The following is a 22627-nucleotide window of genomic DNA, read 5'->3' as shown; positions in this document are numbered from 1 at the left end:
CGCAACACCCTACCATACCTGCAATCAAGCACAGGTTCAAGAACAGAAATCCCCCCAGCCCCAATCAGTCCAGAAAATCATGCTGATTCCAACTCAAACACTGATAAACAGGTTCACCCTGCTGATCAAGTTGCGCCGAGAACCTGGTCACACTACAATTCACCAGTGGTTCCCCTGTGCGGACCTGCGCCAATGGATAGCCCCGAAGCGTGTTCAAGGTTGTGCGCAATAATACGCCATGGCTGACCACCAGCACTTTTCCCAGGGGAACACTGCTCACGACTTGCTTGATTGCTTGTTGCCCGCGCATTATCAGTTGCGGATAACTTTCACCACCGGTTTGACTGGCATCATAGCGTTCTGGATGGTTCATGTAATCATCAAACAATTGATTTTGCGGGAGTTCGGTAAATGGGAGTCCATCCCAAGCGCCCATGTCAAACTCGCGCAACCCTTCGAGGATCGTGGTGGGCACATCGGGATGATCATTGCCACGCATGATCAATTTGGCCGTGGTTTGCGCCCGGCGTTGTGGGGAAACAAAGACGTGGTCAAACGTCGTCGCTTCCAGAAAGGCGCCAACAGCCTGAGCGCCGCGAATTCCTTTGTCGGTCAAAGGGCTGTCAACACTGCCGCCGTTCATGAGATTATTCAAATTGTTTTCGGTTTGCCCATGGCGGACAAAATATAACTCAGTCATTTTTATTCTCCTTACAACTTACTAGCTTTAGCATAACATTTTTTAACGTTGGTGTTTGAATCAGGTAAAATAAGGTAGAATAGAAAGCGGGGCGGTGCAAACGATTACATCGTCGCCTCGGAATAAATCCATAAGTGACCCTGCGCGGCGCTTAACCTAGGAGAATAACAATCATGAGTCAATCATATATCATGGCCATTGATGAGGGAACGACCAGCACCCGGGCGATCATCTTCGACCACGCGGGCAATAAAGTCGCCGACGCTCAGAAAGAATTCACCCAATTCTTCCCCCAACCTGGCTGGGTCGAACACGACGCTAATGAAATCTGGAACGCAGTCTTATCAACGATTGCCACGGCCTTTATCGAATCTGGGATCCAATCGCAACAAATCAAGGGCATTGGGATCACCAACCAACGGGAAACCACGGTGATCTGGGACAAAAATACAGGTAAACCCATTTATCACGCGGTTGTTTGGCAATCGCGACAAACCAGCGAATTAGCCGCTGCAATGAAGCAGCAAGGTTTGGACGACTTCATCCATCAGCGTACTGGCTTGATCATCGATGCTTACTTCTCAGCAACCAAGATCCGGTGGCTACTGGATCGGATTCCCGGCGCCCAAGAGAAAGCGGAGCGCGGTGAATTGCTATTTGGGACGATCGATTCGTGGCTCGTTTGGAAGTTGACCGGCGGCAAAGTTCACGTCACCGACTATACCAACGCCAGTCGGACCATGCTTTTCAACATTCACACCTTAGACTGGGACCAGGAAATCCTAGATTTATTGCGAATTCCTCGAGAAATGTTGCCGGAAGTCGTCCCTAATTCGCAGATCTACGGACAAACACTGGCGCGCCATTTCTACGGCAGTTCTGTGCCGATCGCCGGTCTCGCAGGCGATCAGCAAGCCGCTCTCTTTGGCCAACTAGCCTTGGAAAAAGGCATGGTCAAAAACACCTATGGCACCGGCTCTTTCATTGTTATGAATACCGGCACGCAAGCGACCATTTCGCAAAACAATTTATTGACCACGATTGGTTACGCGATCAATGGTCAAGTTCATTATGCTTTGGAGGGCTCGGTTTTCGTAGCCGGATCGGCCTTGCAGTGGTTGCGCGACAGTATGCAGCTGTTGGACTCCGCCCCCGCCTCAGAAGCCGCCGCCTTCGCTTCGAAAAGTCAAAATGAGGTCTATGTGGTCCCCGCCTTTACCGGTTTAGGCGCCCCTTATTGGGACAGCGACGCACGCGGCGCCGTCTTCGGACTAACCCGCGGCACCACCCGGAACGATTTCATTAAGGCAACTTTGCAATCCTTGGCCTACCAAACCCGCGATGTGGTCGACACCATGAACGCCGATACCGGTCTGCCGATCCCCGCCCTGCGCGTTGATGGCGGCGCTGCCAACAACAACTATCTGATGCAATTCCAAGCGGATTTGTTGAACATCCCGATCGAACGAGCTAAGAACCTAGAAACAACCGCGATGGGCGCCGCTTTTCTCGCGGGACTGGCTGTCGGTTTCTGGCGGGACACCGACGAATTACAACAGATCTTCCAAATTGGTCAAACCTTCGAACCAGTCATGAAAGCGCAGGATCGGCAACGCCTTTACGCCGGCTGGCAGCGCGCGGTCAAAGCGACGCGAATGTTTTAAAGCTGACTAGTTACGCAACATTTGAAAGTTGCTGTGGGTCATGCCATTAAGGAATCAAAAATGTCAGAACCGTTTTTCAATAATTGCGGGTTAAGATATTTTCATAATAATATTTACAAAGCCAAATAACGCCGTACCCAACTAGCTGAACTAGGATGGGGTACGGCGTTATTTGATTGTTGTCATTAAATTGGTCAGGGCACTGATCGAACTGGATCGAGGCCCGACCGAACTCGCTCAATCGTGGTTCAGGACTGATCCTTAGAGACCGGTTGTTGCTGCTTTCTGCCTTGTCTTCTACCCCATCGGTAAATCAAATAAAGGATGAGTAGCACCAGCAAGCTCAGCCCAATTCGCAGACCCCATTTATTCCTTTTATTCGCATCTAAGGACTCATTGCCCTTCGCCGCTTGTGCTCGCGTAATCGTAAACGGCTGCTCGAAGGTCCACTTCTGATCATGACTGGTCGCCACGATTCGCAGTCGATATTTCCCTGCTTGCAAACGTTGATTGTCGGTGGCGATATGAAAGTTGAAATTCGACGAGGGTGCCATGCCCAGACCAGTCTTCTTCGTTTGATAAAGTTTCTGACCTTGTTGATCAAGCACTTGCCCCTTGATTGTCAGCGCCGTCAAGATTTGTGGCTGCACATTGGCTAAATTAGCAGTCACCGCCGGGCTAAAACTAGCCGTGCTGTCAACCGCGGTGCTAATTTTACCCATTTTCAGCTCTGGGCGTACTTTCGTCTTAACGTCTTCGCGCAACACCAGTCCCAATGCCAAAGCATATTTCTGATGGAGATAGAAACCGCGCTGATTAGTTTCTTGCCGCTCTGATTTAGCCAAGCTCTTGGCGTAAACCGCACCCTCAAGAATCCCAGTAAAGGCTTGGTCTGGCATCTGATAGGCGAAAGAAACTACCTTATCAGCATTGCCAGCAAGTTCAACCACTTGCGACCCGCCGAAAATTTGACTCAGTTGGAACGGAGCCGTACTACGCTTTCCTAGCTTTGCCAGATCATACATCTCATAACCAGCTTCATTGGTGTAACCACTGTGAACAGCCAGTTCTACCTTGATCTGCTTTGCCGTTTGGTTCCGCAGACGAACAGAGAGCTGTCCCTGTTCGCTAGGCTTGACCAACAAGTCAAAATAAGTCACATCTGGGCGATACTGCTTGGGATGGTCAACAACCTGCATCGTAAAACCTGCACCATCAGCCGCCAGCACTGGTCGACCAGGATGCATCAACAACATTGCTAAGATGGCTAAACAGACGAATAAATATTTCCTTAGTTTCCCCATAAAATTCCTATTCTCTCTCAAGTTAAGCTAAACAACCTGATTACTCAGTTGGGGTGCTCGCCGTATTACTAAGTGTCCATGTAATATCAGCATCATAACTTCCGGTCAGAACCTTGCCTACTGGTTTTTCTAGCGTTAACGAAGTCCCATCAGCTGCGGTGGTAGCCGTCACTTGACCGCTCCCGTTGGTGGCAGCGACCGCCCCTGACCAAACATCGGTCGCTTTATCACTGATAATGCTACCTGATGCCTTATTATCACCTTTATAGTTAATGCTACCCACAATCGGCTCCGCATCCGCGTTAGTGAAGGCTCCTAATTGTGCGGTAACTTTCCAACTTGAATCTCCTGTACCTCGATAGTCTTCAACTGTTAGCGCATTCGATTTCTTAGCATCAGCCTTAGTAACTTCCGCATCTTGATAAGCTGCTGTGGTTGTTTCCTTAGTGAGTAAGTCACTGACTGTGACCGAGGCGAAGCGCATATCAGGGACACTGACCAAGTTCAGCGCGCCACCAGTAACCTCAAATTCGCCGACAGAATTGCCGGTTAGTGTACTTTCATTCGCGGCATCTTCATCTGCCGCTCTTGTTGTACCAATTGCGATCCCGCTTCCAGTCAATAAGACGGCTAATGCTAGTGCTACCAATTTTGTCTGATTCATTTTTTTCATGATAATTCCTCCAATAATAGTGATTGATTTGATGACTTGATTTGTTCCAAAATAATATTAAATTACGAAGAGTCTGCTGTTTTCTGCTGTGTTTCGTAAGACAATGTCCAACGCAGTGGCACCCGGTATTTTTGCCGCATCAACTTCTGCGCAATCGTTGCCGGAATCGTTAAGTTGACCGAAACGTTCCCTGAGAAGGGTTGTGGTGGGGCCGTGGGTAAGACCGGGAAGACTTGATTGGTTTTGGTTAACGAATTTGAATCAGACCCCAACTGTACCTGGATGTCCTGATCAAAAATCGAATAGGTGCCTGACTCATCTGACTTGAGCGCATTGAGTAATGTTTCGTCCTCATTACGTTCCAAATCAAGGGTCACGGGTAAATTCCAATCATTGCGAATCGTGACTGGTAATTGTGCACTGAAGGAGCCTGTCGTCTCTTGAACCCAAGGGAAATAGTTAGGTAAGGTCACCTGCAAATTTCCCGCTTCACTTAATGTCAAAAGAAATGGTGGATACTTCTCACCGGTCCGCTGCAAGAAATCATCTAAGTTGGTCGCCGTAATCACTGCGTTAGACCCGTTTAGCTCATGCTTGGGTACGACGACGAGTTCTAGCTGATTGTTCCTAGCCAATTGCACACCCAGTGTTTTGGCTTCCAGAACCTGACCGTTCCCATCTTTCAACGTTAGCGGGTCAAAGGAGGCCGCTTCCCTTGCTGACAAACCATTGGTCGTTGTCGTTGGCTGGATTCCTGCTTGATAACCAGCTAAGTCAGCCACTTTGAAGTCGGTCAGCTCGTTTGTTTCTTCTTGATAATCGTGCTTCGGCAATTCCAGCTGATGCCATCCTGGCGTTGCCCCCGCCAGAAACCGATAAAAAATTTGATAATCGATCTGATTGGGGTGCAAAGATAGGCTCAAGTTCAAGGGGCCGGTCAAGTAGTCTGCGTTATATTCGGCGCCAGCCTTTTTACCATCGAAACTAACCGACGAGGTATTCTTCTCACCCTGTGATACCGTGACCTTGGTCAAGCGCAAGTTCGGATCGATCTCTTCCACAGTGTCCGTGGGTAGCTCACTGACGTTGAAATTCCCCGAAATCACACGAACTGGTTTCATATTGTTTTCAATCGTCACATTCTTACCCGAAATGACGTTGCCAAAGAAATAGGTTTGCGCATTACCGATTTTGAAACTGGCATTAGGTGCCAAAACGCTACCGGAGAAGTTACCGTCAGCATCGCTGTTCTGAATCAACAAAAAGTTACCGTCGCTGGTAGTAGCCGTAGGGAAATTATGAAGAATCCGACTAGACAGTACCTGATTATTCGTCACACCAGTCGCCAAGTTTTCCGAAAGACCTGCCTCGCTCAAGGCTGCCTTGGTAGCTTCATCAGCCTTGACCTCGCTGCCATTCTGATCAGTGACGTTAAAGGTAAACTTACCACCCCAACCAAATGACATCGTATCCGTTATCCCATTCCAGTTAAAGATAATATAGGGCGCATATTTGAAAGCGGGATAAATCTCGTGTCCCTGTCCTTCTTCTTCGGCATTCAGATTCATCTCCGTTGCCAAGCCATTAATATTGATTGTTATATTTTGGGGTTTGCCAGAAAGGTTAGCAAAGATCAACGGCGGTTTTTTGGAATAGGAAGTTTGATAGTCGGCCGGCAAATTAATGGTTAAGATCGGGTCGGCGGTATCACCACCACTTAAGGTTGCCCCAATTTCTGGGGTAGTCGCGTCCGTGACTTCTGGCTCCGCTTTAGCAGGCGTGAAATTCGCGACAACTTCTTGGTTTGCAGTAAACGATTGATAATACTTGGAAATCTCATTGATTTGTGAAGCCGCCGCGGTGAAGTAATTACTAGCGTCGTCATCCGTCGGATCCAAGGAAATGGTTTCCCCCGTCTGCTGTTGATATGCCGTCGCCATTGAATTAGCATTATCCTTAAAATAATCAACCTGACCAACTTTTTGATAGGTCCGATCTTTCATGTCCGTTGATTCCTGATTGGTTGGCACTTCGATCAGGCGCTTCCAAATCAACGAATCGTTATCAACCGATTGATCAGTTGGGATCGTTAAATTATTGATCACCGCTTGGATATATGTTGGCGCCTGTGGATCAGAACCTGGTCTAATGATAGCTTCAGTGTTTAATAAATGAAACAAATTATCGTTCACCCTGTTGGTCACCAAGGCTGGTGCGAAACGTTTAAGATCAAACCAATGATACGTATCACCCCAATTATAAATATCAGTACTCACAGAAATATTCTTGCCGGCATAGCGGCCTTCAAATTGAGTGATCGAACTAGGATTGATGACCAAATCATCTGCGGCAAACGCGCTGAAGTATGAGCCAACACCGAGCAGATAATTATTGGTCGTATCCGTGGGAAAAGGTACCGCGGTCACTTGGGTATTCGTTTGGCCGCCAAAAAAAGCGGCGAAAATAATTGGGCACGCAAAAAGAACCCATTGTCGTTTAACCGATAACCGTGGCGAAACAGACTGACTATTAAGCCGATTTTTAGCATCGTCAGCGGTTTTTATTTTGAAATAATGTACAAAACGCCGCCACATTGTGCTCCCCCACTTCGTAACGTAGCTTGTTTCCATATGTTTAGACTAGCAGATCCCACCCAATAAGTAAGAACGTCTGGACACTTTATTTATACTATAAATATAAATTCAGGAATCAGTCATTAACCACAATTCTATTGGGTGGTTACAAAAATGTCAAGTTGTTTTATGCACATTTAACAACCCCGTCGCATCATCCTCCTCTCGCTTGGCTGATCGTCATCAAGCAGGCATCCGCTCTCTCATGATCTTGACCAGATTCCCCAATAGATTTCCGGCCGAATTTCAATGAATCATCATTGAACAATTGCTAGTGATAATATAATGTCCAATTAGAATAATACAGCTTTTATATTAACAAGCCGCCGAAATCGATTGAACGATCCTATTTGTTTTATGCAATTTAGACACGTTTAACTTTCTTAGGGGCATTTTTCCAACACCATTTGCTGAAGAGCCGAAAAAAGAAGATATCCGCTTTGGGATATCTTCTCCAACGAAGTGATCTACTCGTCAACTTTCAAATTCAATTTACTTCATCGCGTCTTCTGCGACCAACAAACTGCCCACGATCCCGGCGTCATCGCCGAGTTTCACGTGCTGGATATACTGGTCTAAGTCAGGAACGCGCACATAATTGTTCATCAGCTTAGCAAATTCCGCGCGGATCATCGGGAAGAGCTGGGCTTGTTTGCTGACGCCGCCGCCGAAGACGATAATGTCCGGCGAGAAGGTCAAGGTGTAGGTCATGCAGGCTTGCGCCAGGTAATAGGCCTCGATTTGCCAGAAAGGATCGTCTGGCGCGATTTCATGGCCTTTTTTGCCATTGCGCTGTTCGATCGCCGGCCCGGCGGCGATCCCCTCTAAACAGTCACCATGATAAGGACAGACGCCAGCGAAATCGTCGCCAGCCGCGCGGTGCATCATGATGTGGCCGCCTTCGGGATGGCTGCGGCCACCGTAGAGCTGACCGTGAGAAATGTAGCCCACGCCAATGCCGGTGCCGACAGTGATGTAGCAAATGTTTTGTTTGCCGACGCCAGCACCCTTCAGATATTCGCCATAGGCCGCCACGTTCACATCAGTTGTCCAAACGAATTTTACCTGAGGATAATGCTGTTGCAACGCGCCTAAGAAATCATAGTTTTTCCACGCTAATTTCGGTGTATCGGTAATGTGACCGTACGTCGCTGATTGGGGATCAATGTCGATCGGACCAAACGAACCTACGCCGATCGCGGCTACGTCATACTGATCAAAAAATCGATAAACTTGTTGGAGTGTTTCCTCAGGTGTGGTAGTAGGAAACTTATCCCGGGCGATAACCGCGCCGGTTTCATCGCCGACCGCGCAAACAAACTTCGTCCCGCCAGCCTCGATGCCGCCTAATAATTGTGTCATGGTAATCCTTCTTTCACTCTAAACATACTTGTGGAACTAGGTGGTTCGTGCGCTATCGAAACGTGCTGCGCGACCCAGCTTCTTCCGCTTAGCTACGCTAGGATTCCGGAAGCCAAGTGCGGCTTCCAAAATCCTTGCTAGGCTAATGCTCAGAAGCTAACCGGGTCGCTCCGCACTCTGTTTTGAAACGTGCTGCGCGCAACTGACTTCTGTGCTTAGCTACGCTCTTGTTCCGGAAGCTAAGTGCGGCTTCCAAAACAAGAGCTAGGCTAATGCTCGAAGTCAACCCGTTGCGCTCCGCACTCTGTTTTGAAACGTGCTCACCGACCCAGCTTCTTCCGCTTAGCTACGCTAGGATTCCGGAAGCCAAGTGCGGCTTCCAAAATCCTTGCTAGGCTAATGCTCAGAAGCTGCCCAGGTCGGCTCGCACTCTCTACTTATTAAATCGGTAGCTGCGGATTTCGGCGCCGCGTAGTTTGGTGTCTGCGGCTAGTGGCATTGGTCGGTCTAGGAAGTCCACCACTTCACCGGTGTCGGCGCCATGTTTGAGCGTCACCTTTTTGTCGGTCTGACTCATATTATACCCGCGTGCGATTATTTTTCCATGGGCATCTTGTTCAATTCCGGTAACGGCAAACGCGTGATCCTCTGCTTGAAGGCTCATCCATTGGCCAGTAGTGCCTCGGTCGCCTGGATGACGTTCCAGCCATTGGCTCAAGACTGGGATCTGACTGGCCCGGGCCAAGCGGTAAGTGGTCATGCGATCTGCTTCTGTCTCGCCATGGAAAAGCAAGGCGAACTCGGCGGTTTGGGCGCCTAAGCACTGGGCCTCGGGAGTCAGGAAGTAGCCCCAATCGCCCAATTCACCGGTGCAACGCAGCAAAGTCAAGGCAATCGTGCCATCTTCGGGCAGCACTTCATACTCGTTCAACCCATAATTGGCCACGGTCACGCCGGTCGAACTGTCATGGACATTAACGAAGGCTTGTTGCCGTTGCGGGTTGGTCTCGTTCTCCCACTCGCGACTTGGTACATTTGGTCGTTTGACCACTTCGAAAATCGATTCAGCCTCATTTTCGCCACTGTTGATCTGAGTCGGGAACAAAACACGTAGCCGGTGATTTTTCGCCTGATTATTGTAGCTGACCTTGAAACTGAGTTGACGGGAATCGCGATCCAAAGTGATTTCGGTCCGCAACACTAGCTTCAAGGTTTCTTGACTGCGCCGCGCCTGCCGGTGGGTAATGTCAATGACCGCGCGCTGTTCGTAATCTAACTGGGCATCGGCTCCGACTGGGATCTCCAGCGTGGCGGTCAATTCGAGCACACCCCGTTGACTGTTGTTTTCCAAAACGTGGAGGACTGGTGCTTGATCTGTCGAGTAGATCCGTCGTTGATCCGCGGTTTCTTTGAAGATATATTCGTTCCCCATATCGCCCACATCCTCGAAAATCGCCTGGCGAGTATAGGTCCGTTGATTGGGCTTATCCACAATGATCAAACTGCCATCAACTGGTGAGACCTCTGCTTTTATCCACTTGTTTTCCAAAATATGACCGTTCGTGATGATGCGTCCCTGATCACGATCCGCGTAATACCGTGGCGTTTTCACTTCTTGGAGCGCTAAAGTTTGCCAGGAGAAAGCAGGCAGTTCATCCACATGAACCTCAACTTCCGCATAAACCGCCATGTACGGCACGCGGAAACGATCTTCCGGTAAGTCAGCGCCAAAACGCGTGGTGAAGTCGGTGATGCGCCCGCTTTGTGGTTGACCATTCGCGTCAATGATTTGATAATGCCGCTTCCGTTGCTCGATCAGCTGCATTTTCGCAAATTGTGCGTCTGGACTCCCATCCGCAAAGAGCGCCCGATCCAACTCGACTTCCACTTTGACCGTGCCGGTCTTCGGCATATCGCTAGGATTGATCAGCACGAATGGGCGGGTCCCTTCTGGGAAAACGCTGGTGTCAATTTGTCCAGTCAACGCCGCTTGCGCCTCATCACGAATCGATTGGGCGATTGCCTCAACCTTCTCGAAGCGGGTCATCATTTCGCGATGGACCTCATCCACCGAGCAGCCAGTGATGCTATCGTGAATATCATTTTGTAATAGTAACTTCCAAGCATAGGTCAATTGATCTTTAGGATATTGCGCCGCTGGCAAAAAGGCTGCCGCCAACTGGGTCGCTTCGGTAATCAATTCATGTTGAACTTCCGTGTTCTTCTGCTTCAAATAGATTCGCGACGACGCCGTATTGGTCAACGTGTACCAGCCATCAGTCTCTTGCGACGTCAACTCGCCTTTGACCTCACTGAGGTTCTCCGGCAAATCGGCCTTGACCGCCGCCAGATAATCATCAAAGTTAGAATGAATGAATTCGTAATCTGGGAACAACTCTTGCGCCACCGCCAAAGCCTTGGTGACATCTTTTTGAACAGGCTGATGGTCGACCCCATTCATCATCAACAGATTATCGGTGGACGCATATTTCTCCACATCAGCCAATTTTTGCGTCCAATAAATCTTCGCGGCCGCGGGATCGGTAGGAATTTCATTGCCGTTACTATACCAGTTGGCAAACAAGATCCCTAAGACCTCACTTTGGTCTGGTCCCGACCATTTCATCTCTGAGAATGACGACTCAAACGCCGCCTCTGAAACCTGATTATTCAACCCCGTTGGCTTAACACCCCGACCGAAGGCAACCGCGTCGAGCCCGGCCAACCGCAACATCTGCGGGGTCTGACCCATATTGCCAAAAGTATCAGGGAAGTAACCGATGCCCATCATTGGGCCATATTTCTCCGCAGTGGCGCGACCGATTTGGAAGTCCTTAACGTGGGCCTCAGGGCTGATCAAGAAATCATCTTGGAGGACATAGAAGGGCCCAACGCGCAATTTGCCCGCGGCGATAGCTTGGCGGATCCGGCCTTCGTTTTCCGGGCGGACCGCTAAATAGTCATCAATAATAATGGCTTGACCATCTAGTTGGAAACTATTGAATTTAGGATCGTGGTCGATCAAGTCAAGGACTTCATCAAGCAATTTCACCAAACGTAAATGGTGTTTCTCAAACGGCATGTACCATTCGCGGTCCCAATGACTATGCGAAATTACGAAAACTTTCTTCTTGGTCATGAATATCTCTCCTCAATTATTCTTTATGTTGAAATTATCCGCAGCAACGCTGCGGCGCGGCAGCTTTGGTTGGGATTGCTTGTTCTGGCGGGGTGAGCTCGCTGTGGGCGTCACTTTGAGCTTTTCGGAAGGGCGCCGAAAATCTCAAAGCTGAGCCTTGTCCTAAGCGGCAGAGCCGCCAAGGACAATTTCACGGCGATCTCACCCCGAATTTCTCCGCTCCAGCCGCTCAACGTTTTAACAGTCGCTTGAGCACTCACGCCAATTGGCAGGCTATGGCCAATTGATGAGGATCCACGCAATTGACGGCCATGGCTAGTGGTTACAAGCTTTAAATTGGTGACACCAGTGCAAACTGCCTGATGAACTTGGGCATAATCTTGACGAATCAACTGAATCGGTCTGTTCCCACACACGGTTTGTTACGGAAACGAATAGCGATGTTCAGCCTACGACAAACGTCCTGAGGCGGTTGCGCTCACATCCAAACCCCAGCACACCTAAAATCAAACGAAGATTTAAGAACTAAGCCCAGACTTCCGAAATCCGTTGGCCTTGATGTCCCACCTAAAAAGTGGGCGATTGTTTTGACCTCTAGCTTGCGAAACCACTTCGTCAAATCCTTCGCTTCGATTGCAGATAAGCTCAATCAGTGGTGAAATTGTCCTTGGCGGCTTTGCCGCTTAGGACAAGGCTCGATTTGAAGACAAGCCGCGCACTTTGCGGATTGGCTTCAAACGATGCCCACCACGTTCCAGTCCGCATCAGCAGTCCCAGCCGGTTGCGCTCACGCGCAACAACCACCACTTCTGCCATCAAGAACAGATTCAAGAATAGCGTCCATGCCTCTAGAATCAGTTGGCATTGCCGTACCACCTCAAAAGCGGGAAATCGTTTAACCTCTAGCTTGCGAAACCACTTCGTCAAATCCTTCGCTTCGATTGCAGATAGGCTCAATTCTGCCTAGCAACCGGCTGGGACTGCGCGGCTCAGTGGTGAAATTGTCCTTGGCGGCTTTGCCGCTTAGGACAAGGCCTGATTTTGAGACAAGCCGCGATCTTTGCGGATTGGCTCAAAACAGCGCCCACCACGTTCCAGTCCGCAACAGCAGTCCCAGCCGGTTGCGCTCACGCGCAACACCCACCACTTCTGCCATCAAGCGCAACTTCAAGGACAGACCTGGTTATTTTTTCACGGACAGGCCTAGGTAATCCAGTAATAATTCACAGAACATCATGTTCGCCCACGAGAACCACTCCCGGGTGAAATTGTGAGGATCTTCCACATCAAAGCCTTCGTGCATCATGTTGGTTCCGGCGGTGGTATGCGCCAACAACTGCAATAAGCGCAACTTCTCGGCGTGATCTGATTGCGTCAATCCTTGGATCGACAAGGCGATCGGCCAAATATAATGCGGTGGCGTATGGGGACTGCCCAACCCAGCGCCAAATTTACCAGCGTAATAATAAGGATTCTCCGGGCTCAGCAGCGTTTTACGGGTGGCCAAGTAAGTTGGGTCATCATCGGCCAAGTATCCCAAGTAAGGCGCGCTCATCAAGTTAGGAATATTGCCGTCATCCATAATCACCGCGTTGCCCAAACCATCGACTTCATATGCGTAGACGGTTTCACCGGCGGCGTTGGTGGTCGTGCCATAACGCTCAATACCGGCTTGGATTTCCGTGGCTAACTGGTTGGCTTGGCTGGCAATTTCAGGATCGATCACGATCTCGGTGAAGATTTCCTTCAAGTAGTTCAGAATAACGACGGCGAACATATTGGCTGGGACTAAATAGCCATAGACGCAAGCGTCATCGCTTGGTCGGAACCCGGACCAGCTCATGCCGGTGTAACCAACCGGCGCGCCCAAGCCATCACGAGTCAGGGTGTCTTCGGGACGATCTTCGGTCCGTTCAAAGCGATAAGTAGAGGCCTCTTCATGATGTTGTTCCACTTCGATCACGTGAAGTAGCTTTTTAACAGCGGAAACGAAGGTGTTGTCAAATTGATCGGTCAAACCGGTATTCTTATAAAGGAGGTATGCCAACTGCACTGGGTAGCACAGGGAGTCCAGTTCGTATTTGCGTTCCCAGATCCATGGACCCATTTCAGTGGCGTCGCTTTGATGACCATGACCATTGCCCGTCAAGTTGAAGGCGTTAGCGTAAGGATCCAGATCCATATTGAAGAATTGACGCTTGACCACCTTCAAAATAACAGCGGCCACAGCCGGATCCGTTTGCGCCATGATCAGATAGGGCCGCAACTGTGCGGTGGAATCTCGTTGCCACATGGCGGGAATATCCCCAGTCAACACGAAAACATTGTCGTGTTCGTCGGCTTCAAGAGTCGTTTCTAAGGTATTCGTAAAGGTAATATCAAAAATCTGCGCTAGATTCTGAAGTTTCGGTCCGCAAAGTTCATTGACATGTGCCACGAAATCGCGAACGGCTGGCGTTACATAAGATTTTGTCATTTTATCACCACTTGATATATTATTTTGCAAGCCAAGTATATCATGAATAGACCTGAAAAACAGTAAAAATTCCGAAAAAAAGATTTATTTTTACGGAGAAATGATATATGATTGTTCATAACAACTACAAATAGTCGAGGTGAAGATCTATGGCCACTAATCAGAATAAATATCAGACGATTTTCGCGGACTTACGCGCTAAGATTTGGTCAGGATACTATCCGGCCAACCAACAACTGCCCTCGGAAAACGAACTGGCCCAGCAATACCAAGTCAGCCGGATCACATCGAAGCGGGCACTCCAGGAGTTGGCCGACATTGGTCTGGTGCAACGGCGCCAAGGCAGTGGTACGTTCGTCCGCCGCGGTTTGCGTTTACGGGCAAAAACCGGCCAGATCTTGCTGGTGATTCCCTTCGCGCCAGAATCTGGCTTAGGTGACTATATTACCGGGATCAAGGAAGTTTTAACGCCCAACCAGGAAGAATTGACGGTGATCGAAAATCAAAGCTTCGATTTCGATCATCCGCAGGCTTTCGCGGATAAATATGATGGCATCATTTACTATCCGCAAGATTTGGCCGCCGAGTTGGTCCAATTGCAGAAATTCGCATTGGCCCACATCCCACTAGTCTTGATCGATCAAACCGCGGCGGGACTGCCGATTCCTTCCGTGGTGGCCGACAATACCCAAGGCGGTTATCTGGCCACCCAAACCCTGATCGAAAATGGTCACGAACGCATTATTTTCCTAGCGACGGCGCACTTTGCCCATTCGCTGAATTCATCGGTGGCGCAACGGTACTTCGGGTACTTGCAGGCGCTCATGGAGCAGGATCTGACCTTTGCGATCACGCCGCAAGAAGCGACACACCTGACCGAGAACGATTTCGCCGCTTTACCCGCCTTCATCGCGGCGAATCAAATTACGGGGATCGTCACCGAACACGATCTACTGGCCTTGGACGTGTTAGATTTCATCCAAGCACAAGGCCTAAAAGTTCCTGATGACCTTTCCTTGATCGGATTTGACAATATTACCCGCACTGCCACCAGTCGGCCGCAATTGAGCACGATCCGCCAAGATTTCCAAACGATCGGTCGCCAAGCCGCGACGCTATTACAACAACGCATCGCCAATCCCTTCGATCCGGAGATCAAGCAAGTCACGGTTCCCGTTAACCTGATCGCCCGGCAAAGCATTAAGAAACGTAGCTGAACGCAGCCAAACAACCCCAACAACTAAGAATAACCAACAAAAAAGGAGTATATTATGCAGATTTCATCGATCGACACTCGCCAAGGCACCGATAACACCTACCGCTTCTCCCATGGCAATACCCTGCCTTTGACCGGAGTCCCTTTTGCCATGAATTATTACACCGTTCAAAATGACCAAAGTCGCGGCAGTTGGTTCTTCAATCCCAACGATCACCGCTTCGAAGGCTTTCGCTTGACCCACCAACCTAGTCCTTGGGTCAGTGACTTCTCCCACTTGCTGTTACTGCCAGTGACTAAGTCTGTTGGCCCGGATCACATCGACGACTACGCTGGCTCCTTCGAACCTCAAGACGCCCTCTTCTCGCCCGCCAAATTGCAGCTGCATGACTTACATTACAGCATCGACTCGACCTTGGTGCCCAACACATACGGCGCCACGATCAAAAGCCGTTTTCCGAAAAATCGCCAGGCGGGTTATCAACTGACCCTGCCTGGACGGGCCCAAGTGCGGATCGATCGTAACCAGGGCCAGCTTCAAGGGCAGCTGATCAATTTCTCTGACTGTGAAGATCCCGACTTCACGATGTATTTCAGTATCCAGCTTAGTGGTTCGTTCGCGGCAGAACCGTTGCGCTACCGCACCGCCACCGACCAAGCAGAACAGATTGCCACCGCAGCGCAAACCGAATTTGCGGGAACGGACCTGCAACTCGTTTTTTATTTGAATGAAACCGACAACGAGTTGGCCTTAGCCACCTCATTCTTGTCCTTGGCCCAAGCACAGCTTAATCTGCGCCGGCAACAAAGCGCAACTTTCGCCGAACAAGCTGCCAGCGCAGCCGCGGCTTGGCAAGATTACTTCGATCGGATCGTCGTTGAGGACCACCGCCATCCGGCCCAAGTTAAAACCTTTTACACCACCCTCTATCGGCTGTTCCTTTTCCCTCAGAAGTTCTACGAGCTTGACGCGCAAGAACAGCCCTATCATTACGACACCTTGGCGCGCGCCGTCAAACCGGGAATTCTGTACACAAATAACGGTTTTTGGGATACTTACAAAACGGTTTATCCTTTCTACAGCCTGATCGCGCCCGAAATTCTGGCTGACATGTTGGCTGGTTTCTTGACCAGTTATCACGAAACTGGCTTTTTGCCAAAATGGTTGTCCCCTGACGAGCGCGGGATGATGCCAGGTACCCTGATCGACGCCGTGATTGCCGACGCGGCCAGCAAAGACCTGCTTAATCCCGACCAATTGGAAGACTTCTTGAACGCCATGGTCCACGCCGCCACCGTCCAAAGCGCTGACGACAAGTACGGACGCCGCGGCACGCTCGACTACTTGAAGTACGGCTATGTCCCTAGCACCCACGGCGAAAGCGTCAACCACACGTTGGACTATGCTTATAGCGATTATTGCATTGCCGTCGTCGCCGAAAAAGCCGGTCATTTATTGCTGGCGAAACAATATCGGGAGCGCGCCCGCAACTATCGCCATCTGTTCGATCCCGCCACTGGCTTCCTCCGACCTAAAGACGACCAAGGCAATTTCACGCCTGATTTTCGCCCGTTACAATGGGGCCACGGTTTCACCGAAGGTAGTGTTTGGCAAAACGGTTTTGCGGTTTACCAAGACATCGCAGGTTTAGTCAACGAATATGGTGGCAAACAAGCCTTTTACGAGAAACTAGTTGAGCTGGTCAATACGCCAGCCACCTTCGAAACTGGCGGCTATGGTTTTGAGATCCATGAAATGACCGAATTAGCCGCGCTGAAATTCGGACAGTTGGCCTTATCAAACCAACCAAGTTTCCACATTCCTTATTTGTTCACCTATGTTGATCACCCTGAGATGACCCAATTGCTGGTCAAACAATTACTGACCCAAGCCTTCAACAGCGGCTATCAAGGTTTCCCTGGCGATGAGGATAACGGTTCAATGGCCGGCTGGTTCGTCCTTTCAGCGCTAGGTATTTATCCGGTCACCCCGGGCTCAACTCAATTTGTTTTCGGGATCCCGCTGTTCGACCAAGTTACTCTGCACTTGCCAGCTGACAAAACTTTGGTCCTGCGCACATTGAACAACGAAGCGCAAAATCAATTCGTCCAAGCTCGAAGTCTGAATGGTCAAGCGGTGACTGCCACTTATCTTGATTATGAGCAACTGATGGCTGGCGGGGAGCTGACCACCACCTTAGGTTTAGCGCCAAGCTTGCATCAACTGACCGATGCTGAACTGCCCTACTCGATTTCAGAATACGACGACTAGACCTGCCTGCGCGTCAAACAGCCCACGTTTCTTCTTGATGGAGAAGCGGGGGCTGTTTTTTGGTTGGGGTTGCTGAATTGCTGGTTAAAAGTAGGTTGGCCGCAACTTGCGCTGCGAAATTCGGGGTGAGCTCGCTGTGGGCATCACTTTGAGCTTCGCGAAACCCGCGCGAATCTCAAAGCTGAGCCTTGGCCTAAGCGGCAGAGCCGCTAAGGCCAATTTCACGGCGATCTCACCCCGAATTTCTCCGCTCCAGCCGCTCAACGTTTTAACAGTCGTTTGAGCACTCACACCGACTGGCAAGCTATGGCCAATTGATGAGGAGCCACGCAATTGACGACCGCGGTTAGTGGTCACCAGCTTTGAATTGGTGACACCAGTGCAGTCTGTCTGATGAACTCGGGCAGAATTTTGGTGAATTAACTGAATCGGTCGGCTTCCACACAAGGTTTGGTTACGGAAACGAGTAGAGATGGTCATCCTACACAAAATATCCCGACCTCCTGATCAAAATCCGTTGGCATTGCCGTACTACAAAAAAAGTGTGATGGGTTTTGACCGCTAGCTTGCAAAAGCACTTCGTCAGCTACTCAACTTCGATTGCAGATAGGCTCAATTCTGTTCAGCAACCGGGTCGGGCCATGCGGCTCAGCAGTGAAATTATTCTTTGCGGCTTTGCCGCTTAGAATAAGGCTCGATTTTGAGACAAGCCGCGCACTTTGCGGATTGGCTCAAAACGACGCCCACTGCGTTCCAGCCGCACAAATGGCCCGACCCGGTTGCGCTCACGCGCAACACCCACCAAAAACCTGCAATCAAGCGCAAGGTCGGTTCAAATAGCAGCGGCACTTGCCTGAAGACACCAAAAAACCTCACTTCTGGGCAGGAAGTGAGGTTTCGGCTCTATTTTTAAGTATAGAGGAAGGAGTAATGAAGAAAACTAGCAATTATTATATAGGTTTGGGTTGGTAGAAAGCCGTTGACACAACTCTATCAAGCTGGAGAAACTTCATAGATTATTCACGTTGTGTTATTACTTTCTATGTTAATAATGATAACCTAATTTTGCGAACGAATGGAGACGGTAATATGAATTAATATGGAACATAGTGTGAATTTTATATGAATTTCGTCGTGATCAGTACCGCACTGTTCCCAGCCGACGTGGGGTTGGAAATCGGGAGCGTTTTTTTTAGCCATGACGGTATTCTTTCGGCGACTGATCGGTCTCCTGCTTGAACATGCGGAAGAAGTAATTTGGCGTGCTATATCCCACGGCCATTCCGATTTCGCTGACGGATTCACTGGTGTTGCGCAATAAATACTTGCTCTGCTCGATCCGATAGTGGTTCAAGAACCGGCTAAACGTTTGTCCTGTTTCTTGTTTGAATAACTGGCCCAGGTACATACTGCTCAAATGGAGTTGATCCGCGGCCAGTCCTAGATTGATATCCTGGTGGTAGTTCAGGTAAATATACTGGATCGCCGCCGCGACATTGGGTGAATAATCTTGGATCGCTGAATTTTCTAACTGGGCGACCCAGCTGAGGTTCAGGTCAAGGATCTTTTTGAAATCATGGAGCTGGTTGATCAATTCCAATTGGTTATTGTAGAAGGTTTCATTGAAATGTAGCCGTCGATTTAGTGTCGCTAGGAACCAGAAGGAGACCTGGCGCACATAATCAGCATCGGCCTGCGCTTGGCTCATCGCCATGAAGGTCACTTGGATCAAGTCCTGCAACTCTTCGCGATTGCCTGCGTTGATCAGCTGGTCAATGCGCGCGATATCCAACTCGGGAAAATGTTGTTCCTGATCACGATTCAGCTCATCGATGCGCAACAAGCCGCGCCGCTGATCATAGAACTTGGCGGTACTGATGCGGCGCTGGACACTGTTAAACCGTGGCACCAACGCCGAAAAATCGCTTGAGCTGGCGGACATCACGATCAATTGCGTTTGCGCGCCATATTCGCGCGGCAAGCTCAACAGGAATTGATCAACTTGCCAGCGGGACCCGACAAACAACAAATAGAGGGCGCCATCCGCGTTCATAAACCATTCCCGATTGACTTTTAACAGGTAATTGATGAACTCCTGCGCACCGCCCAGACCCACGAATGCTAATAAATAGAAAGAATTGGGATCGACATCGGCGAACCCTGATTCTTGGCCTAATTGAACCAGTTCAGCGTCTGTTGCTTGACCATGAATGGCGTGATCTAGCAGCCGCTGTTGTGGATATTGCGGCTTTTGTGACGCGTCCAAGCGTTCTTTGGCCTCGAGCAAGGTGTTTGACAGCTCTTGCGTGTCGATTGGTTTCATCAAATAGTTGAGCGCCCCTAGTTGGAGACTCTTTCGCGCATAGTCAAACTCATCATAGCCAGATAGGATCACGAACAAGAAATGATGACCTTGCGCGAAGGCCTGACTGACCAAAGTCAACCCGTTCATTTTCGGCATCGTCACATCGGTGATCACCAGATCGACCGCTTGTTGCGCCAAGAAATCCAAGGCTTCTTGTCCAGAACTGGCCACTTTGACAATTTCAAAGCCGGCCGCGCTCCAGTCGATGATTCGCCGTAACCCTTTTAATATCATTACTTCATCATCCACTAACATGACCCGATACATCGAACTCCCCCTCGCTTTCTTGCTGGTGGCGCTCGCCGCTGCTTACTTGAACACGCTTAGCCCGTGATCAAGATCAGCCGGATCGTTACGCCGCCATACTCATTATTATTGATTTCCAAATGTGATTTCGTGCCATAGAAATTCTTGATCCGATCGGCCACATTCCGCAGACCAATCGACTTGACCGGTTCTTGGGTCAGAACGGTGGGATCCGTCGGGTCGGTCGCCGCTAACCAAGTTTGTAATTCCGCCAATCGCGCCGGTGGGATCGGATCGCCATTATTGATGATCTCAATGATCACCGTTTCCTCATCTTGGCGGTGTCCCTGTAAGCGGATCGCGTTATCATCGCGACTGAAATCAACCCCGTGGACGAAATAGTTTTCCACCAACGGCTGTAACGTAAACTTCGGCACCCGCATTGGTAAAATATCCTCATCCAGCCTGATCTGATAGGCCAATTGCTTCGGAAAACGCAGCTGGTAAAGATAGATGTATTTCTCAACGAATTGGGTTTCTTCCGCTAGAGTCGCGTTGGTTGTGCCCGTGGAAATACTGTGGCGCATCAACGTCGCGAAATTATAAATCACATCCGCCAGTTCGATCTCACCGGCGCTTAAGGCACTCATCCGAATATATTCCAAGGTGTTATACAGAAAATGCGGATTGATTTGAGCCTGTAGCGCCCGCATATTCGCCTCTTGTTGGTCAATTTGAACCTGATAGATCTCCTGAACGTACTGCTGGATCTGATCCAGCATCCCATTGATCCCATCGGCCAAGGTCCGCAATTCGCCATCGTTTTTCGGTACGGGCACCCGCGAGGCCAGCTCCTCATTCCCGATCGCTCGCATCGCCTTCATGATCCGCCCCAACTGTTCCTGATACCGACTAAAGGTCAGCCGCAACATAATGAACAACAGTGTGGTGATTAGCGCCCAGCCCAAAATGATCCAAGAAACACGCCGCAGATTATTTTCTAACTGTTTGCGGCGATTATTCAACGCGATGATCACGAAATCCGCGTTGCCTCCGTTGACGGATAACAAGTCGTAGTGAAAGGCGAACTGATCATTTAGCTGCTCCAGGGCGTCAAAGGAACTCCCCTTCAAGATGCGAGCCAAGCGCCGGCGCGCCCGGCGCTGTTCTGCGGCGGTCACCCCCGCACTAGCATAATGGTACAGTTGTTGACCATTATAGCTGGTCACGAAAAGCTGCTCCTGATATTTCCCGGTCAGTTGCGCCAACCGATCATTTAAAGTGGTATTATCGTAAATTTGATAATAGGTCGCCACTGTCCGCAGATTCGTCGGATCGATCAGGTTGGAAGTGACCGTAAAAGCGCCTTGGACATCTGGCGCTTTTTTGGATGTGATCACGTGCCCGCCCGCCGAATTGAACACATAATATCGATTATCACCGGCAGGATTGATAATGATTTCTTTGATATCATCATTGTTGCGCAAAATCGACCCCAACTGATTGGGAAGATAATAGAAACTGCCATTGATGTCATGATCAAAGGTGTATTCCAAATAAGCGCTAGGCGAATCGCTGAAGAAGTGATTCAAGTTGCGCAACTTCTCCGCGGAGTCCGACAACCGGGCCGCGCTGGTGTCCGTGTCATGTTGCCGGGTATACAAAATATCACTGGCCCGATTGATACTAGCCTCCCGGGCCTGGCTCACATCGCTGTTATAATTGCGCATTTGGATCAACACCAGAATACTAGCGGCGATGGTCAAGGCAATGATCAAAATCACCGCATACAGACGCACCAACCGCGCTAAATTATTGGTCCGCCGCTGCGCTCGCAATTTCTCGAACATCGTTGACGCTCCTATTTATCCTGGTCGGCGCGTTTGCCCAAATCGGCGTGATCGCTACCAGCTGAGTTATCCGCCATGGTTGCCTCGATCGTTTTGATCCACGGTTGATTGACTAGGTCTGACCACAAAACAATCAACGGCACGGTGAAGAACAGAATCATCGCCTTGAATTTCCACGTGAGGAAAAGCAACCCTGCCAAACCAGCCACCAATAGCAGATCCTGGGCGAATTTATGGAAGAATTGCAGCAGCGCCAATTTAAGCAAATTGCGCCACTGAATCTCGTAGTGACTCTGCAGGGTCATGGCGCTGAGGCCGACGCTCAAATCAAAGAGTAAGACGAAAATAATAATGAAATCAATGAACAACCAGAACCAGCCCTTGATCTGGACACCCAAATAAAGATTGTAGCCCAGTGCGCCGGCAATCAAGGCCACGACCCAAAACCAAGCGTTGCTTAGCTTGAAATTCTGTTTAAAGCCACGCCAAGCCTCGGCGAACGTAATCAATTGATATTCAAAGTGGTGCGCCACGTACAGATCACTGACTGTTTGCAGCGCCGGTCCCAAACCTAAAACCACCCCACCAGCGAGGGTCAACACCCAGAAAAACAGGCTTAATTTCAATACCGTATACACACCGTTAAAAAAACGCTGCAAAGTCGTCGCGATCATTTTGACACCATTCCCATCATATTTGCCCGAAGTTACCAATTGTCAGTCGCCGC

At 49.7% G+C, this 22627-nt stretch carries 18 protein-coding genes; 5 read left to right on the top strand and 13 right to left on the bottom strand.

The annotated features are described in order from the left end of the window. Positions 1–64 precede the first annotated feature (64 nt). Positions 65–700 carry a histidine phosphatase family protein gene (locus EKM94_RS03810; RefSeq protein WP_125597731.1) on the bottom strand — a complete coding sequence of 212 codons (636 nt, stop codon included), beginning with the start codon at positions 698–700 and terminating at the stop codon, positions 65–67. 173 nt (positions 701–873) lie between these two features. On the opposite strand from EKM94_RS03810, the gene glpK reads away from it, so the two are divergent. Next, positions 874–2364: a glycerol kinase GlpK gene (glpK, locus tag EKM94_RS03805; protein WP_125597728.1), complete on the top strand. Its 1491-nt coding sequence runs from the start codon at positions 874–876 to the stop codon at positions 2362–2364. Between the two features lie 248 nt (positions 2365–2612). On the opposite strand, the gene EKM94_RS03800 is transcribed toward glpK, so the two are convergent. From EKM94_RS03800 to EKM94_RS03770, 7 genes are all read right to left on the bottom strand, one after another. Further along, positions 2613–3668: a DUF916 and DUF3324 domain-containing protein gene (locus EKM94_RS03800; protein ID WP_125597725.1), complete on the bottom strand. Its 1056-nt coding sequence runs from the start codon at positions 3666–3668 to the stop codon at positions 2613–2615. Between the two features lie 40 nt (positions 3669–3708). Beyond that, positions 3709–4341, bottom strand: coding sequence for a WxL domain-containing protein (locus EKM94_RS03795; protein ID WP_125597722.1), 633 nt, complete (start codon positions 4339–4341; stop codon positions 3709–3711). Positions 4342–4403: 62 nt separating this feature from the next. Beyond that, positions 4404–6935 (bottom strand): hypothetical protein, encoded by a 2532-nt coding sequence (locus EKM94_RS03790; protein WP_125597719.1) that lies wholly within the window; start codon positions 6933–6935, stop codon positions 4404–4406. 531 nt (positions 6936–7466) lie between these two features. Beyond that, entirely contained in the window at positions 7467–8336 is an 870-nt protein-coding gene (locus tag EKM94_RS03785) for an ROK family protein (protein WP_125597716.1), read from the bottom strand. A gap of 433 nt (positions 8337–8769) precedes the next feature. Then, complete coding sequence (locus tag EKM94_RS03780) at positions 8770–11475, bottom strand: alpha-mannosidase (RefSeq protein ID WP_125597713.1); 2706 nt, start codon at positions 11473–11475, stop codon at positions 8770–8772. Positions 11476–11585: 110 nt separating this feature from the next. Further along, positions 11586–11867 carry a hypothetical protein gene (locus EKM94_RS03775; RefSeq protein ID WP_125597710.1) on the bottom strand — a complete coding sequence of 94 codons (282 nt, stop codon included), beginning with the start codon at positions 11865–11867 and terminating at the stop codon, positions 11586–11588. A 253-nt stretch (positions 11868–12120) separates the two neighbouring features. After that, the gene (locus EKM94_RS03770; RefSeq protein ID WP_125597707.1) at positions 12121–12402 is read right to left on the bottom strand and encodes a hypothetical protein; all 282 of its coding nucleotides are present in this window, start codon (positions 12400–12402) and stop codon (positions 12121–12123) included. A gap of 68 nt (positions 12403–12470) precedes the next feature. Between EKM94_RS03770 and EKM94_RS03765 the strand changes: the two genes are divergently transcribed. After that, positions 12471–12686: a hypothetical protein gene (locus EKM94_RS03765; protein WP_125597704.1), complete on the top strand. Its 216-nt coding sequence runs from the start codon at positions 12471–12473 to the stop codon at positions 12684–12686. Here EKM94_RS03765 and EKM94_RS03760 read toward each other — a convergent pair. After that, the gene (locus EKM94_RS03760) at positions 12659–13951 is read right to left on the bottom strand and encodes a glycoside hydrolase family 125 protein (protein WP_125597701.1); all 1293 of its coding nucleotides are present in this window, start codon (positions 13949–13951) and stop codon (positions 12659–12661) included. The genes EKM94_RS03765 and EKM94_RS03760 overlap by 28 nt on opposite strands. 149 nt (positions 13952–14100) lie before the next feature. Here EKM94_RS03760 and EKM94_RS03755 point away from each other — a divergent pair, with 149 nt between their 5' ends. Together EKM94_RS03755 and EKM94_RS03750 are read left to right on the top strand one after the other, a co-directional pair. Continuing rightward, on the top strand, positions 14101–15168 hold the full coding sequence (locus tag EKM94_RS03755) for a GntR family transcriptional regulator (RefSeq protein WP_125597698.1): 1068 nt from the start codon (positions 14101–14103) through the stop codon (positions 15166–15168). Between the two features lie 54 nt (positions 15169–15222). After that, entirely contained in the window at positions 15223–17439 is a 2217-nt protein-coding gene (locus EKM94_RS03750) for a GH92 family glycosyl hydrolase (RefSeq protein WP_125597695.1), read from the top strand. An 84-nt stretch (positions 17440–17523) separates the two neighbouring features. Here the strand turns inward: EKM94_RS03750 and EKM94_RS03745 are convergent, their stop codons facing one another. Further along, entirely contained in the window at positions 17524–17928 is a 405-nt protein-coding gene (locus EKM94_RS03745) for a hypothetical protein (protein WP_125597692.1), read from the bottom strand. A 165-nt stretch (positions 17929–18093) separates the two neighbouring features. On the opposite strand from EKM94_RS03745, the gene EKM94_RS03740 reads away from it, so the two are divergent. Beyond that, a complete protein-coding gene (locus EKM94_RS03740; RefSeq protein WP_125597689.1) occupies positions 18094–18279 on the top strand; it encodes a hypothetical protein in 186 nt (61 codons plus the stop codon). A gap of 352 nt (positions 18280–18631) precedes the next feature. On the opposite strand, the gene EKM94_RS03735 is transcribed toward EKM94_RS03740, so the two are convergent. From EKM94_RS03735 to EKM94_RS03725, 3 genes are read right to left on the bottom strand one after another with little or no spacing between them, the layout of a single operon-like run. Next, entirely contained in the window at positions 18632–20071 is a 1440-nt protein-coding gene (locus EKM94_RS03735) for a response regulator (protein WP_125597687.1), read from the bottom strand. A 56-nt stretch (positions 20072–20127) separates the two neighbouring features. Next, positions 20128–21900, bottom strand: coding sequence for a sensor histidine kinase (locus EKM94_RS03730; RefSeq protein WP_125597684.1), 1773 nt, complete (start codon positions 21898–21900; stop codon positions 20128–20130). A gap of 11 nt (positions 21901–21911) precedes the next feature. Beyond that, positions 21912–22613, bottom strand: a complete 702-nt coding sequence (locus EKM94_RS03725) for a YesL family protein (RefSeq protein ID WP_125597679.1) — start codon at positions 22611–22613, stop codon at positions 21912–21914. Positions 22614–22627: the final 14 nt, after the last annotated feature.

The organism is Lapidilactobacillus achengensis (genome assembly GCF_003946655.1).
Lineage (GTDB): Bacteria > Bacillota > Bacilli > Lactobacillales > Lactobacillaceae > Lapidilactobacillus > Lapidilactobacillus achengensis.
Note: the sequence above shows the minus strand (reverse complement) of the source record. Positions and strands in the feature narration are given on the sequence as shown.